We start from the raw sequence: 16,270 nt of genomic DNA, 5'->3' as shown, positions 1-16,270 counted from the left end.
ACGAATCCCGGTTAAGCTGCAGTAAACGGCACTTAGCCGGGAGTTTTTTGTAACCCAATGTGAAAGGGGAGGAATCATGGTTCATTACGAAGTGTTTGTACTGCGAACGGTTTCGCATCCCTTTATTAATTATAGCTATATTGTTTTTGATAAAAGCAGCCGCTCTGCCATCATCATTGATCCTTCATGGGAACTCGATACCATAATGGGCAAGCTAAACGATTTAAACGCAGATGTGAAAGGGATTATGCTGACCCATTCTCACTACGATCACGTAAATTTGGCGTCGGTGTTAACCGAGATTTATGAATGCGATGTATTCATGTCGAGCGTGGAAATTGAAGACTATGGTTTCAATTGCCGACATTTGAGAAGTTTATCCGATCATGAGGTCGTCGTATTCGGGGAGACAAACGTGACGTGCTTGTGGACGCCCGGGCATACTTCGGGAAGTATGTGTTTTTTGCTTGAAGACTGTATTTTTACGGGGGATACACTCTTTATTGAAGGCTGCGGGGGATGCAATTTCAAGGGCGGATCCGCTGAGGCGATGTTTGATAGCATTCAAAAAATCAAATCTTTTGCGTCTCCGGAACTGCGGGTATTTCCCGGTCATTCCTATGGAACCCCTCCTGGTCAAACGATAAGTATGTTGTACGATCAGAACATCTACTTTCAATTGGATTCGCTCAAGCATTTTGTCAATTTCAGAATGAGGCCAAATCAAGAAGGAATATTTAATTTTCGATGAAATGGGAGTGAATGAAAGTGGGGAAATCGATCGTATTTTTGTTTTCCGGGCAAGGATCACAATATTATCAAATGGGCAAGGAGTTATATCGGGATCAGCCGGTATTTCGTCATTGGATTCAGAAGCTGGATCAATATTATTATCAAATCTCCGGTAAATCGGTAACCCGCGAGCTTTACGAGAATAATTATCCAATCAGCCGGCCATTTGATTCATTACCATTCACGCACCCCGCAATATTCATGATCGAGTATGCCTTAGCTCAGGTATTTATGGAATATCAGATCTTCCCTGATTATGTGTTAGGCACAAGCTTGGGGGAATTTGCTTCCTGCACGGTCGCAGGTTCCATGGATTACAATGCAGCGTTGGAGCATGTGATCGCCCAAGCTGAAATCATTCAGAATCATTGCGAACCCGGGGGCATGATCGCTATTCTTGATCAGGTATCGCTATACAGCAGCGAATCGATACTTTATCAGAACTGTGAAATTGCATCGGTTAATTTTGATACGCATTTTGTCATCTCGGGAGGAGTTTCGGCTCTTTCCGAAGTGGAGTCTTATTTAAGAGATCGTAATATCATGGCTCAGCGATTACCCATTCGTCATGGTTTCCATTCCAAGTGGATCGACCCGGCTGGCCCGTATTATAAGCGCCATGTAAGCTCTTTAGCTTTAAAGTCTCCCCATACAACCGTAATTTCATCTTTTAGCGGGCAGAGGGTGGCTGCTTTCGAACCCGAATACTTATGGAACATGGTGAGGGAACCGATCCGATTCCGCGACGCGTTGAAATCTTTGATGCCCCTGGAAGATAAGATTTTTGTAGATTTAGGCCCTGGAGGAACACTTGCCAACTTCATTAAGCATAATCATCAAATGTTTGGCTCCCATGAAGCCCGAAATATACACACCGTTCTAAGTCCTTTTCATAAGGATATCCAAAGATTGGAACAAGTCATTTCCAAAATAAAAATGCAGCGAGTAACCACTTAAGTCATTCTAAGAGAATTGATGTCGAAACCATGAGTATTTTGCGATTACCCGAGAAATAATAACTTGTTCATAAACCGTATGGGATAATAAAATACGAGCATAAACGCCTTGCAAGATATGGTTTATACCAACGATATCAAGCAGCGCGGTGCTCGCATAAGATAAAAGACGTTGCGGCTTTCTGACTGCAGCGTCTTTTTGACGTTATTGCACTAAAGTTGCAGTCGCACCTCAATATCAACTACTATTTAAAGAGGGAACAGAACTTCTAGAATGTTAGCAGCGTGTTTTGTTTTTATTTACTACTCGAGTCATCACGGCTCTGAATCACACAATCGAAAGGAAGTATCCCATGAATTCTTTGCAAATTGAACAGCTCAAAATCATTCGGAATGAAATTACCCGATTTATGATGAAATACAAATTCGCTTTAGATGAGATCGAAACCAAAATGGAAATATTAAAAGAGGAGTTCCAGGCTCTTCATGATTATAGCCCGATCGAACATACGAAATCCCGCCTGAAATCACCGGAGAGCATCATGAAGAAGCTGCTCCGAAAAGGCGGAAACATCTCTCTCAGTTCCATAGAAGATAATATCAAAGACATCGCGGGTTTAAGAATCACCTGCTCATTCATTACCGACATTTATAAAATCAGCGACATGCTGCAGAAGCAGAGCGATTTAACGGTCCTAAATGTCAAAGATTATATCAAGAATCCGAAGCCGAACGGTTACCAGAGCCTGCATCTCTTAGTCGAAGTGCCAGTTTTTTTCTCCGACCGGGTGGAGAAGGTATGCGTTGAAGTCCAAATTCGAACCATTGCCATGGATTTCTGGGCGAGCTTGGAGCATAAAATTTTCTACAAATATAATAAGTCGGTCCCTCAGCATCTGCTGGAAGAGCTTAAGAAGGCTGCCGATACGGCTAACGCGCTGGACCGTCAGATGGAGCAATTGCACCACGAAGTGCAGGCCATTAAGGATTCGGAAAGCGATGATTCGCTGCTGGAGGAATTGAAGAGCATTCAGATCAACAACCGCAAGTATGAGCTCCCGGCAGGCTTGATTGAAGTGTTGACTGAGGATAAATAAAGTTCTCGCCGGTGGGAATAAGAAAAGTTTCACCTGTTTCATCGACTGTGCACCGGGTATATATATCCTAAGTGGGAAGTGGAAACACATCAACACCAGACGGATAACAAGACGTTAAGTCGGAATTACCGAAAGGATTTGATACCCATGTACAACGTAACGAGGAATAAGGACGACACAGTCTGAATTATTCCAAACGTACACCTCAAGCTATTAAAGCAATGGAATGATAGCGTCAGAATGGATATACTGCTTCCCACGATAGAAAAACTCTGCGAGTGATCTCGCGGAGTTTTTTGCTGTCGACAACCATCCAAGCACGTGCATAAAAGGGAGCAGTACACACGGTATATTCCGCGGGCGGGAAGCCGGTGGCTGTATAAACGGATCAGTTCACAATATTGAGGGAATGGCGACCCTCGAAAGAGCGGCCTCTATGATATACTTAGAAATTGGATACAATGGTAACAATCATGATTAAGATGTTATGAACCTACATAATAGAGGTGTATGTACAGTGACAACTACCGTAGTCATCGGCGGCGGCATTACCGGACTGTCGACCTTATACTATCTGCAAAAAGAGTTGAATCACCATCAACAGGATATGGAACTGGTGCTTATCGAGGCAAGTGAAACGTTGGGAGGCAAAATCCGAACCGTTCAGAACGGTGAATTTATGATGGAAACCGGAGCGGATTCGATCGTCTCCCGGAAAACGAATGTGGCACCGCTTCTGGAGGAACTTCAGTTAACAGACCAGGTTGTGTATAATGCCACGGGGACTTCTTTTATCTATACGACTGCAGGTTTGAAAAGAATCCCGGATGAGAGCGTATTCGGCATACCGCTTAGCCTGAAATCCTTGGCGGAAAGCGAGCTGGTGTCTGCCGAGGGGAAGGTGGAGGCGCTCAAGGACTACTACACGCCGAATGAGTCATTTACCAAGCATGATTCTCTGGGGGAGTTCCTCGAGTCTTTCCTAGGCAAGGAAATCGTTCAGAATCAGATCGCTCCGGTCATATCGGGCGTCTATTCCGGGGAGCTTCATGACCTGACCATTGCGTCCACATTTCCCTATTTGCTGGAGTACAAAAATACGTATGGCAGCATCATGGGGGGGTTGGCCGAGAATAAACAGAAATTCCTTGGCTCGGGCAATAAGAAATTTCTTTCCTTCAAAGACGGAGTCTCGGTTGTGATTGACGCACTGGCACAGAGCCTGACAGAAGCAGGTGCGAAGATATACAAGGGCGTTGCCGCAGAGAAGCTGGAGAAAACAGCTAGCGGCTACGGGATAACGTTGGCAAATGGCGAAAAGCTTGAAGCTGATTTTGTTGTATTAAGCACGATGGGATCTGCGGCGAAGGAACTGCTGCAAGATCCGCAGCTTAACGAGGACTTTGACCAGCTCTATACCAAATCGCTCATCAGCGTGTACCTTGCCTATGATATTCAAGACGAAGAGCTTCCTTTTGATGGAACGGGATTTATTACGGCTAAGGGAACCCAGTTAAAATGTGATGCTTGCACCTGGACGAGCCGGAAATGGGAGCATACCTCGGAGAACAAGCGGTTGTTGATGCGATTATTCTACAAGAGCTCCAATCCGCATTATGAGGAGCTGATCCGATTATCCGACGAAGAATTGAAACAGATCGGGATGGGGGATATCAGCCAAAGCCTTGGTATTAAGGCTGAACCGATCTCTTATGAAGTCACCAAATGGCATGACAATATGCCGAATTATCATTTGAAGCACCGGCAAATCGTGGAGTCATTAGAACAGAAAATGGATGACCTGTATCCTAACGTTATTCTCGCGGGATGCTCCTATTATGGAGTGGGTATACCGGATTGCATCGCGAACGGGGAGAAGACGGCAGGTCTGATTCTGGAAAGGATGCCTGGATGACAATCTATATTGCGTTGCTTAGAGGGATCAATGTCGGCGGACACAATAAAATCAAAATGGCCGATTTAAGAAAGATGCTTGAATCTATGGGACTAGATCGCGTGCAGACCTACATCCAGAGCGGAAACGTGCTCTTTGAATCCGGGGAATCCAAGGAAACGCTGCGCGTTCATATAGAGCAGGGCATAATTGAAACGTTCGGCTTTCCGATATCGGTGATTATTAGAACCTCCGAGGAAATCGAGGGGATCGTTCGGAACTGTCCATTTTCGGATGAAACGCTGCGTCAAGCGGAGGCAGCATCGGAGTTTGAGAGTCTTTATGTTGCCATGCTGCCGGAAGCGCCTGCTGCTGAAGACGTGGAGAAATTAAGGCTTTATGTGAATGAAAAAGAAACCTTCGAAGTTATCGGTGAAGAGGTATACTTACTGTTCAAGGAAAGCGTTCGGAATTCCAAGCTGGCGGTTCAGTTGTCGAAGCTTGGCGTACCGATGACGATGCGGAATTGGAAAACCATGAACAAGCTGGTACAACTGTCTCAGTCGATGAAAAGTGAGCCATCGCAATAATTTATACAAATGAAGGGGACATAGGCCGATCTCCCAATTCGAGAGGAAGTTCGGGCTAAAGTGTTTCACTTTCTGAGGAACGGGTAAATATAGAACAAGTGGGAAGTGGTATTGTCAATCGACGGACGGAAGAACATGATGTCATTCCGAAAGGCAGTTGATTCGCCATGAACACTCGCAAAAGGAGAAGGAGAGCGAAGTTTCTTCGATTCTTTTCAGGTAAGGCACCCTAGCAATTGGAAAATTGCTGCATAATGAATAACAGAATCGCTTCCCACTGATAAGGATCCTGCGATAACATTCGCGGGGTCTTTTTTTTGTGCAGAATATGCAGAAGCCACATCCTATGATAGAGGATGGGACCGATCTTTGCTCAAAGATGAACCGGATAAGACGTGAATAGTCCGGAAGTAATGAGCTTTAAACGTCATGCTAATCTCATATGCGGACCTTGAGATATGGATGCTTACTCAAGAAATAGTGATGCAGGTCTGTTTACATGTTGTCCTATTTTACTAGATGGTTAGCTGATTCCGGGACTTGTGTATCATTTATCAGATTTTACATAAAGTGGTTTAAAAAACGAAGGGAATATGCAATTATTGATCTTAGGAGGTGAAGTGCTAAATGGATCTCTCTAGGGGATAGCCTGAATCTGATATCATGAGGGATTTAATCTTGAAAACGCTTTAATTAAATTTGGAGATCCCATGGAGACCTGGAGAATTGGGAAACTGAATTGATTGTTCAAAAAATCATTTCTAGGAGGTTTTCCATTGTCTAAGATCGTCCTGAATCGATGTATATCCTGCTTCTTGATTCTCTGTATCGTGTTGTCGGCCTCGTTTATCGGTTTTGCAGGACAGGCTTCAGCCCAGTCATCCACTGCGCTGAACAATGTGCCTGAACTGCTGATCACCGAGCTTGTTCCTGATTCTACGAATGTAGGAACCGCCGACGGATATGAATTTATTGAAGTATACAACAATACCGATCAAGACATCGATTTCAGCCATTACAAAATTCGTTATCGCTACTTGGAGAGTGATACCCTCTGGGCTCATGTTCCCGATGAGGTGATGATACCATCCAGAGGCACGCTGGTGTTCTGGATCATTAACGCTCAGAACAGCAAATCCACGATTGCTGATTTTAATAAAAATTACGGCACGAACCTGATTGAAAACACCGATGTTGTCAAAATATTCTCAGGCGGCATGTCCAATTCACGCATGCGGGAGCTCGTGGTGGTGACAAACACCGGCAATCCGATCGTGTCCGCATTTTACAATGACGGAGATGTTCATAACGAAGCTGATCAGGGGATCTTCTATAAGTATCCCGAAGATGGCAGCCTGAAGATGCAGCGGATCTCCCAGCGTGAGCATAAGGCTACGCCGGGTTCGCTGCAGCATTCCGAGGTGCCTGCGGAGCCGGTACATATCGACGTGACCAAGGAACCGACGGTCACCAACCGGACGACAACGACGAATGTGGAGCCGGGCGAAAATCTGGAGATTGCCGCAGAAGCGCATGATGATCGTATGGTTACCTCACTCGCGCTATCTTATCGTGTCGATGGACAGAACGATTACAAGGTCGTACAGCTTCAGGAAGGGGAGCAAGGCCTCAGCCATACGATTTCTTATCTGGAACTGCTGGGACACACGAAGCTGGAGTACTATTTCACAGTGTCCAACACCTTTAAGAAAGTAGAAAGTCCCAAATACGAAGTCGATCTAACGGGGAATGGTGCCAGCGCTAGCCTGAATGTTGACGATCAACAGACCGTCACCGGGATAACGTATATTCGGGGGGCAGCGGATGGGGTAGAACCTGCCGATCTTGAGCTTCATATCGACGGGCAGCCGGTTCAAGGCACACCTGTTATGGAGCATTCCGCTTATTTTGTTTTTGAAGGCGATGGTATTGACGATGGGATCAACACGGTAACCATCGGCAAGAATGTTCTGTTCAAAACCGCGGCGAACATTGACGGCTATCAAACGATCGCTGTCCCCATCGAACCGCAATGGCTGACAAGCGGCACAAACGAAATTACCCTTCGGGCCGGCGATAACGAGAAAACCTATTTCGAGGATGACAAGCCGACGGGCAATATGGATGACTTTAATGCCCGCAACGTACGGCTGCTGTTAGGAGATGGGACAGAAATCCGGGATCCGCAATTTAAGGATCCTGCGCTTATCCACGACCTTGGTGACGATGGGCGGTTTCTGCCTTTTGTTGCGTTTCAATTCGATATTCTTGCCGATAAAGTAAAAGCCCTGTCTTACGCATGGGATACCACGTCGGTAACAGACGGGCAGCACAAGGTTGATTTGCATGTAAAGGGTAAGTCTGAAGCATTTGCCAACGTTCAGGTCGATAACAATGGACCGGAAATTAACGTGACCGTTGAAGAGGGGAAGAGTTATAAGGGAAGCATTCCGATCGATGTGACTGCCCAAGATAACGTATCCGGCGTGGAACGGGTGGAGGTCCTGCTAGATGGTCAAGCCATCCAGGTGCCGTATGATACTTCATCTTCCAAGCTTGATCCAGGTGATCATAAGCTGGAAATCCGCGCAGTGGACAAGATCGGCAACATCTCGGAACGTATGGTTACGTTTAACACTTCACCGGAGCATCCGAATGCACCTGTATTGATCTCACCAGCAGATATGGAGAGCGGAACCGGGTTATCGCCGGAGCTTAAGGTCCAAGTCAGCGATCCATCGGATGACGATCTTGAGGTCTCCTTCCATCAGGCGTTTCCGTATCATGCATTAAGCGGCGATCGGGTGAAGCTCTCCAAGAACTCCTCGGATGAAGAGCCGCCTAAAGATAAGTTCCCGGCGGGCGAAACCGCGCTGACTGAAGAGGAATTGAAGCTGGTAGCTGAATCCAACGATCAATATGTCACGGTGGATTCCACGTCCCAGTTCCCTTATATCCGGTTTGAGGTAGAGCTGGAGCATGCCGTGGAGCCGGGTGACAGCGTTGAAGTGACTTGGGAAGGACACACTGTTTCGGGCCGCAAGGTCACGATGTATGCCTGGAACCACAATCTGAACAAGTGGACGGAGATCACCAAACATATTGCGCAGTCTGAAGATGATTTTACGCTTCGAGGCGAACTGACGGCAGCAGACTACGTACTGAACAGCAAAGTGGATGTCATCGTACAGGATGAAATCCCTTCCCGTGGGGATTATGATTACACGTTTGTATGGGTATCGGATACCCAATTCTTAACGGAGCTGTACCCGCATATCCAGCAGAAGCAATTCAACTGGATTGTCGATTCCATCGATGATATGAACATCAAATATTTGTTCCATACCGGTGACATCGTGAACGATCCAACAGCTGAGTATCAATGGAAACGTGCCGATGATTACATGAAGATGCTGGAGGATGCAAATCTTCCGCACGGCGTGCTTGCCGGGAATCATGATGTGGGAAGTTATGATTGGGATTACACGACCTACAGTCAATACTTCGGGGAGGACCGTTATAAGAATCAGCCATATTACGGAGGTTCCTACAAGGACAATCGCGGGCACTACGATCTTGTCTCCGTAGAAGGAAACGACTTCATCATGATGTATATGGGATGGGGCGTCGAAGATCAGGATATCAAGTGGATGAACGAGGTTCTCGCAGAGTATCCTGACCGTATCGCATTCCTGAATTTTCATGATTATATGCTCGCGAACGGAACTCGCTCCGGAATAGGCAACAAATTATACAAGGAAGTTGTTGTCCCGAATCCGAACGTGGTAGCCGTTCTGAGCGGCCATTACACGGGAGCCAGTCTGCTTAAAAATGAATTGGATGATAATGGTGACGGTACTGCGGACAGAACCGTGTATCAGATGCTGGCAGACTATCAAGGACATGCCGATGGCGGGAGTGGTTACTTGAGACTGCTGCATTTTGATAAGGATAGCAAGCAGATTTACGTGAATACGTATTCTCCTTACCTGGATAAGTACAATTATTATACAAATGGATCGGATGAGTTCAAGATGAATCTGGATCTTGAACCGAAATTAAAGCGAGTAGCAACGGATTCGATCCAAGTAAATCATCTAAGAGGAGCACCCATCGGTACACCGCAGAACGTGGCTAGCGGCACGGAGGTTACTCAGCCGTGGGCAGGACTTCATTCCGATGGCACCTATGCCTGGTATGTCGTCGCAAAAGACAAATTCGGAGGGAAAACCCTTTCGGATGTGTGGACCTTCACGACAGATGGCGGGAAGCTTGATGCTCCGACCAACCTGAAAGCACTGAATGTGACATCGTCAACGGTTCAAATCGGTTGGGATCCCGCGAAGGGTCCGGACCAACAAGTTGTGAACTATAATGTGTATCAGGACGGGGAGCGCGTGGCAACTGTCACCGATAGCGTATATGAAGCGACTGGGCTGACCCCGGACACGCTGTATGAATTCAAAGTTACCGCCGTGGATAAGCAAGGCACAGAATCGGCTCCGAGTGAGATTTTAACGGTCATCACTCAAGCCGTAGAAATTCCGGGTGCACCTGTGTGGATAGCCGGGAAGCTTGAATTTTCGGACATCACATCAAACGGCGTATCCATGAGCTGGCCGGAAGCAACCGCAGATGATGGCGTGGATGGATATCGTGTATATCTGAAAGGGCGGAGTGAACCGGTGGTTACCGTGACAAATGATGTGTATTCACATACCGCCACCGGTTTGGAGCCGGACACCCGATATCATTTTACCGTAAAAGCCTATAATGCTGCGGGAGAGAGCGCCGGACTTCATAACTCGGTCACAACACCGGCAGCAGCAGTTGACAAGAGCGAGTTAATCGGATTGATTGCATCGGCACAGCAAAGGCTTGACGAAACACGGGAAGGCACATCGCCGGGGCAGTATCCGGCCGGAGCAAGGTCAGCACTCCGTGCCGCCATTGAAAGCGCCAGCGCCATAGCGCAACAGGATCATGCAACTGCCAAGGAAGTACAGGATGCGATCAACGCTCTGCAAGCTGCGATTCGTGCCTATAACGCTTCGGTTGTACCTTCACCGGAGAATCCTCCATCATCGGGATCAGAATCGGGATCGGGATCCTCTGGAGGCCATGTATTATCTGGAGACAACCGTTTAAAAGGACTTGAATTGATCATCGGCGGCAAAGCAGCTGAATTAACCCCTGCATTCCATGAGAACACGACAGAGTACCGACTTGAGACGGAAGCCGATTCCGTCCAGCTCCGTGTTGATGCGGCGCATAGCAAGGCAACAATCCTTCTGGGAGAAGAACCCCTGAAGAAGGATCAGGTAATTGCGCTGAAGGAAGGGGCTAACCTGTTGAAGCTGGTAATTCGGGCGGAGAACGGTACGACCCGAACCTACCAGATAACCATTCACCGTAAGGCGAAGCCGGGGACCGAAGAACCGAAGCCGGAGCCAAAACCGGTGATGTTAACAGACATCGCTGGACATTGGGCTACGTCGGTGATAGAGGAAGCGGTTCAGCTTGGTATCGTTGGCGGCTATCCGGATCAAACCTTTAAACCGGACCGTAAGGTAACGCGAGCAGAATTTATGGTGATGATGGCCAAAGCACTGGATGGACAAGGGGAAGCTGGGAAGCTGAATTTCAAAGACAGTTCCCTGATCGGATCCTGGGCGCTTGAAGCGATTCAATGGGCCGTATCCGAAGGTATTGTGAAGGGATATCAAGACGGCTCATTCAGACCGAATCAATCCGTCAACCGTTCTGAAATGGCGGTCATGATCACTCGTTATCTGGGCCTTGCCTTACCAGCAACAGCAACGGAATTCCGTGATCAGCAAGCCGTTCCGGCTTGGGCGGAGAGGGAAATCGCAGCCGCGGCCGAGGCCGGCATCGTGAATGGCCGTTCGGGTAACCGGTTTGCTCCTCGGGAATCTGCTACCCGTGCGGAAGCGGTCATGATGATTCTGCGGATGCTGGAGCATGGAGAATAACAATAAGATTTAAGAACAAATAAGAGGCTGACACTAGAGCGATCGCTTTAGTGTCAGCCTTTTTGGAGTTGAAGCCTTCATGGTTGACCACCGTCATGTAACGCCAAACAAGGCGCGCTGGGAGCCGCGCGTGGTGCGGATGGAAGGATACGCTTTAAAGGTATGCATCCTCAATAAGTTGGCCAGCCCTGGGAATCCCAGTTTAAATCGTTGATGAGCAGTTTTGGCGTGCCATTGTCGGTTGCGTCATACGCATGTCTAATCAAGAGGTTATTATAGACATCCTGATGTCCGGGACCTTTCCACACTGCATTTCCACTGTCCATAATCGTGCCGCCGCCATTCATCATACTGGTGCCGTTCTTATCCACGTATGGACCTGTTATGCTGGAGGAACGGCCGTAGGCGATTTTGTAGGTGCTGTTTACACCTTGGCAGCAGGAATCGAAAGAGGCGAACAGATAATAATATCCGTTTCTATAAACGATGGTTGGCGCTTCAATGGCCCCCCCGTTGTTCGGGCGTGAGGCAATGGAATACAAGGTTCCGGTCGGTTTCATGGTGCTCGCATCAAGCTTTGTCAGCTTGAGTCCGCTCCAGAACGAGCCGTAAGCCAGCCACGGATTGCCGTCCTTGTCGATTGTCAGCGTCGGATCAATTGCATTGTAGTTATTGGAGGAGGTCGTACGCGTGACTAGACCGTCATCTCGCCAATTGCCGGATGAGATGCTGGTCGTAGAAGCCAGACCGATAGCGGATGTGTTGGAGCCGAAGGAGGAGATCGAATAATAGAGCCAGTAGCGGCCGTTGAAATATTCGATATCTGGCGCCCATAGATCGTTGGTGCTTTGGTTTGGCACATAGTTTTTCCACCAGGACAACGGGGAAGCAAACACCTGGTTCGATCTGGTCCAGTTCGTTCCGTTGGTCGATTTCAGCAGTTGGATGCCCTGACCGGTAGAGAAGGTGTACCATGTGTTCCCTTCCTTAATGATCGTTGGATCATGTACCACGATATCGCCGCTCAGGTTCCAGAATGCACCGAAAGCGGATTGCGCGCCTGCCGTGCATAAACTAATGGCAAGTAAAAGCGTGGCAAGCCATTTCCCTTTTTGCTTCATCATCATCCTCTTCCCTTTATTATGACATGAGCATTGCTAAACTGTGCCGCGTTTATCTTTCCTCGGATCACCTCCAACCTTTTATGATATTGATTCATAGTTATGTGAAATGATTTATGTTATATTAAATTATAAAAGCGCTTCCAAAATAAGTAAAGTAAAAAAATCGGTATTGGCAATTCCTTTTGAAGTCTGCATAATCCAGTATGTACGAGTGATGAACATTAGAAAGCCCTGCGATTTCCCGCAGGGCTTTGTCCTAACTATTCAGATGCGTTTCTGAACTTGTTCAGAGTGAATTTAAACCCATCGTCCGCCGCGAAATACAGGTTCAATCGTGCCGTCAGCCAGCATGCCGTCAATGTCCAGCTCAGCCGAACCAATCATGAAGTCAACATGCGTCAGACTGACATTGGCTCCGCGAGCGAGCAGTTCTTCTTTGTTCATCTTGGTACCGCCCTCGATATTGACAGGATAGGCGCTTCCCAGGGCAAAGTGGCACGATGCATTCTCATCGATACCGGTGTTATAGAAGACGCGGTTCAGCTGGGAGATTGGCGAGTCATGCGGTACGAGTGCCATTTCTCCTAGATAAGAGGCACCTTCGTCCGTTTCCAGCAGTGTTGTAAGATGCTCCCGTCCGGATTCGGCTTCATATTCGACAACCTTGCCGTCCTTGAACGTGAGCTTCATGCCTTCCACCAGGCGACCGTTCAAATTAAGCGGAAGCGTACTGGTTACGGTCCCGTTCACGCCTGTACGGTGCGGCATCGTGTAGATTTCTTCGGTCGGCATGTTGGCCACGAAATATACGCCGGCTTCATTCTCGTCACCGCCGCCGAGCCAGAGATACCCCTCTGGCATGTCCACGCGCAGATCCGTTCCCGGCGCACGATAGTGGAAACTCTTATAGCGTTTGGCATTCATGTGATTCTGGCGTTGCTTCAGCTGAGCAATATGATCCCGCCAAGCGGCAACCGGATCTTCGCTACCCACCCGATTCATCTGGAATACCGCATCCCACATCGCTTGAATCCGATCCTCTTCGGGAAGATCCCCGAATACCTTATCGGCCCAGGCACGGGTAGGGGCTTTAATGAGCGACCAGCTGATTTTATTGTTGCGCACATAAACCTGGTATTTCTCGTTAGCTACGGCAGCGGCTTTCACGGCTGTAGATACTTTGGCCGAATCAATGCCGCGGAACAGCTCCGGATCCGGAACCTTAATGCGCAGAATGGCTCCTCCACCTTCAGCCAGCTGCTGCATGGCGTCAGCCTGCCACTGCGGATAATAACCGAAAGAGTCATCGGGTGCTTTCTCGTAGCGAATGCGGGTGATTCGCTCATCATCCCAGTCGACTTGCACATATTTCGCGCCTGCATCGTACGCCTTGGCCACGATGTGGCGTGTCAATTCTACGGTTTCGATTGGAGCATTGACGATCAGCACTTGGCCCGGTTGAACGTTTACGCCAACCTTAACGACCAGCTCCGCGTATTTCTCCAGATTTTTCTCGAAATTGTCCATATGTAGATTTCCTCCATTTCAGATGTACACTTTATTTTAACATGTTAAGTAGGAATGCAGATAACGGATCTAATCCTTGAAATGAACGGCCCCGAGCATGATGACACTCGGGGCTGCGGATGTTGTCAGACAGGGACCTGATTCTTTTTCTTTAGCGTAAGGGAAATTTGCCTTTCAAGCAGTCTTTTCAACTCATGGAGAGCTGCGATCTGACCATCCACATGACTTAACTTCTCTTGGTAAATGGACAGCATTTCCTCGCAATACTCGTAATCATCTGGAGAAGTGACCTCACCTTTGAATAAAGCTCTGATTTGATCCGTCGTTAAACCCAGTTTCAAATACAATTGAATCATCTTAACCCGTTCGATGGCCGATGTGTCGAAATGACGGTAATCATTATCAAGCCTGTCGGCTTCAAGCAGGCCTTTTTGTTCATAATGCCGGATGGAGCGTGCACTGACCTGGCTGATTTGCGATAATTCACTGATCTTCATTCCACATGAACCTCCTTGTTCCTTGCATGAGTTGGATACCCAGATTATACGCTACCAGGTATGTGGGTTGAAAGTGTCTGGGCTTTATTTATATAGTCGAAAAAAAAGAGAAGTAGGGCAAAAAGTGTGACAGTCACCTGTCATATTTTCTGAATTACAATGACAACAGTAATGAAAGAAACTTACTTAGAAGGAGTGTATGAGAACTTGAAGACACAATCAACGAACAAATTACCCATCGTGCTTGCCGGCCTGCTGCTCGGCATATTAATGGCCTCCATGGACAATACCATCGTAGCGACCGCAATGGGGAATATCGTCGGGGAGCTCGGAGGGCTTGATCATTTCGTATGGGTGACCTCCGCTTACATGGTCGCCGAGCTTGCGGGAATGCCGATCTTCGGAAAGCTGTCCGACATGTACGGTCGCAAGAAGTTCTTTGTATTCGGGATGATTGTATTTATGCTGGGTTCCGTGCTGTGCGGTACGGCGAACTCCATTACAGAACTGGCGTTATATCGTGCTGTGCAAGGTATCGGCGGCGGTGCGCTCATCCCGATTGCATTCGCTATAATGTTCGATACGGTTCCCCTTGAAAAGCGGGGTAAGCTCACCGGGTTATTCGGAGCCGTGTTCGGATTATCCAGCATATTCGGACCGCTCGCAGGTGCGTATATTACGGATCATATTACATGGCAGTGGATATTCTATATTAATTTGCCAATCGGCATCGCGGCTTTCATGATGGTTACGCTGTTTTATAAGGAATCGCATGAACGTTCCAAGCAGCCGATTGATTGGATGGGAGCCGCTACGCTCCTGACGGGTGTCATCTGTTTCATGTTTGCTTTAGAGCTTGGCGGCAAGCAGTTGGCGTGGAATTCCTGGATCATTCTGGCATTGTTTGCTATGGCGTTTGTCATGCTGGTTCTCTTCGTGCTTGCGGAGAGAAGGGCGGAGGAACCGATAATCTCGTTTCGTTTGTTCAAGAATAAACTCTATACATCCAGTGTGCTGTGCGGTTTATTTAGCGGAGGATCGTTCATCGTGGCTTCCGTGTATATTCCGATCTTCATTCAAGGCGTACTCGGCGGAAGCGCAACGAACTCGGGGCTCGTCCTGCTGCCCATGATGGTGGGCTCCGTCATCACGGCTACGGTGAGCGGCTTTCTGATGAGTAAAATATCGTATCGCAACATCATGATCCCGACGCTTGTCCTGTTCACGGGAGGGATGGTGCTCGCATCGACGCTTACGTCGGAATCCAGCAGGTTCATCGTAACCCTATATATGGTGCTGATCGGGCTTGGCATCGGCGGATCGTTCTCCGTGCTGGGTACGGCCGTCATGCATGGCTTATCCTATAAACAGCGCGGGATGGCGAGTTCGACTTTCAACTTCACGCGATCGCTTGGAATGACCATTGGAATAACGGTGTTCGGGTTAATACAGAGCCGCTTCTTCACCGGATCCCTGTCACCGGGAGGAATGAACACCAGTGGTCTTCCTGAAGGATTCGATCTGAAGGATCCCCACATTTTATTGGCGCCGGAGACGAGGTCTCTGATTCCATCAGAACTGCTCAAACCGATCTCGGACACCCTCGCTTCCTCTATTGCGGTTACATTTGCCTGGGCAATTGTTCCTGCAGCATTAGCGCTTGCAGCAGCAACGTTAATGGGCCGTAAAAAGTTGGATGAAACAGCGGAGTTAAAGAGGGAGGCCATGGTTGATTCAGAAGAAGAGGGAGAAACTCCGGAAAATGAAAAGCTGGTGATGGTGCCGTAGCGTTTACAGTTC

10 protein-coding genes are annotated in these 16,270 nt (G+C 48.0%); 7 read left to right on the top strand and 3 right to left on the bottom strand.

Going from position 1 to position 16,270, the window contains the following annotated elements:
- Positions 1 to 73 precede the first annotated feature (73 nt).
- The 6 genes from OHJ21_RS11655 (at position 74) to OHJ21_RS11630 (ending at position 11,322) form a co-directional block, all read left to right on the top strand.
- Positions 74 to 751 carry an MBL fold metallo-hydrolase gene (locus tag OHJ21_RS11655; RefSeq protein ID WP_394057361.1) on the top strand — a complete coding sequence of 226 codons (678 nt, stop codon included), beginning with the start codon at positions 74 to 76 and terminating at the stop codon, positions 749 to 751.
- An 11-nt stretch (positions 752 to 762) separates the two neighbouring features.
- On the top strand, positions 763 to 1,749 hold the full coding sequence (locus tag OHJ21_RS11650) for an acyltransferase domain-containing protein (protein ID WP_486020111.1): 987 nt from the start codon (positions 763 to 765) through the stop codon (positions 1,747 to 1,749).
- A 352-nt stretch (positions 1,750 to 2,101) separates the two neighbouring features.
- Entirely contained in the window at positions 2,102 to 2,845 is a 744-nt protein-coding gene (locus OHJ21_RS11645; RefSeq protein ID WP_486020110.1) for a GTP pyrophosphokinase, read from the top strand.
- A gap of 517 nt (positions 2,846 to 3,362) precedes the next feature.
- Positions 3,363 to 4,760, top strand: coding sequence for a protoporphyrinogen oxidase (locus OHJ21_RS11640; protein WP_486020109.1), 1,398 nt, complete (start codon positions 3,363 to 3,365; stop codon positions 4,758 to 4,760).
- The gene (locus OHJ21_RS11635) at positions 4,757 to 5,329 is read left to right on the top strand and encodes a DUF1697 domain-containing protein (RefSeq protein WP_486020108.1); all 573 of its coding nucleotides are present in this window, start codon (positions 4,757 to 4,759) and stop codon (positions 5,327 to 5,329) included. Before OHJ21_RS11640 ends, OHJ21_RS11635 begins: the two co-directional genes overlap by 4 nt.
- A gap of 776 nt (positions 5,330 to 6,105) precedes the next feature.
- A complete protein-coding gene (locus OHJ21_RS11630) occupies positions 6,106 to 11,322 on the top strand; it encodes an S-layer homology domain-containing protein (protein WP_486020107.1) in 5,217 nt (1,738 codons plus the stop codon).
- Positions 11,323 to 11,492: 170 nt separating this feature from the next.
- Here OHJ21_RS11630 and abnA read toward each other — a convergent pair whose 3' ends face one another.
- The 3 genes from abnA to OHJ21_RS11615 all read right to left on the bottom strand — a co-directional run bounded on the left by abnA (position 11,493) and on the right by OHJ21_RS11615 (position 14,470).
- Positions 11,493 to 12,446, bottom strand: a complete 954-nt coding sequence (gene abnA / locus OHJ21_RS11625) for an arabinan endo-1,5-alpha-L-arabinosidase AbnA (protein ID WP_394055080.1) — start codon at positions 12,444 to 12,446, stop codon at positions 11,493 to 11,495.
- Positions 12,447 to 12,743: 297 nt separating this feature from the next.
- Positions 12,744 to 13,973 carry an aminopeptidase gene (locus OHJ21_RS11620; RefSeq protein WP_394055082.1) on the bottom strand — a complete coding sequence of 410 codons (1,230 nt, stop codon included), beginning with the start codon at positions 13,971 to 13,973 and terminating at the stop codon, positions 12,744 to 12,746.
- A gap of 125 nt (positions 13,974 to 14,098) precedes the next feature.
- On the bottom strand, positions 14,099 to 14,470 hold the full coding sequence (locus OHJ21_RS11615; protein WP_100537782.1) for a MerR family transcriptional regulator: 372 nt from the start codon (positions 14,468 to 14,470) through the stop codon (positions 14,099 to 14,101).
- A 207-nt stretch (positions 14,471 to 14,677) separates the two neighbouring features.
- Between OHJ21_RS11615 and OHJ21_RS11610 the strand changes: the two genes are divergently transcribed.
- On the top strand, positions 14,678 to 16,258 hold the full coding sequence (locus OHJ21_RS11610; RefSeq protein ID WP_100537781.1) for an MDR family MFS transporter: 1,581 nt from the start codon (positions 14,678 to 14,680) through the stop codon (positions 16,256 to 16,258).
- Positions 16,259 to 16,270: the final 12 nt, after the last annotated feature.

This window comes from Virgibacillus sp. LDC1 (assembly GCF_025792345.1).
GTDB classification, from domain to species: Bacteria; Bacillota; Bacilli; order Paenibacillales; family Paenibacillaceae; genus Paenibacillus_AQ; species Paenibacillus_AQ lautus.
Note: the sequence above shows the minus strand (reverse complement) of the source record. Positions and strands in the feature narration are given on the sequence as shown.

Bases quoted from the DNA above. Each gene is read 5' to 3' on its own strand.
- OHJ21_RS11635 (WP_486020108.1), top strand. From the start codon at position 4,757: ATGACAATCTATATTGCGTTGCTTAGAGGGATCAATGTCGGCGGACAC.
- OHJ21_RS11615 (WP_100537782.1), bottom strand. From the start codon at position 14,470: ATGAAGATCAGTGAATTATCGCAAATCAGCCAGGTCAGTGCACGCTCC.
- OHJ21_RS11620 (WP_394055082.1), bottom strand. From the start codon at position 13,973: ATGGACAATTTCGAGAAAAATCTGGAGAAATACGCGGAGCTGGTCGTT.
- abnA (WP_394055080.1), bottom strand. From the start codon at position 12,446: ATGATGAAGCAAAAAGGGAAATGGCTTGCCACGCTTTTACTTGCCATT.
- OHJ21_RS11650 (WP_486020111.1), top strand. From the start codon at position 763: ATGAAAGTGGGGAAATCGATCGTATTTTTGTTTTCCGGGCAAGGATCA.
- OHJ21_RS11645 (WP_486020110.1), top strand. From the start codon at position 2,102: ATGAATTCTTTGCAAATTGAACAGCTCAAAATCATTCGGAATGAAATT.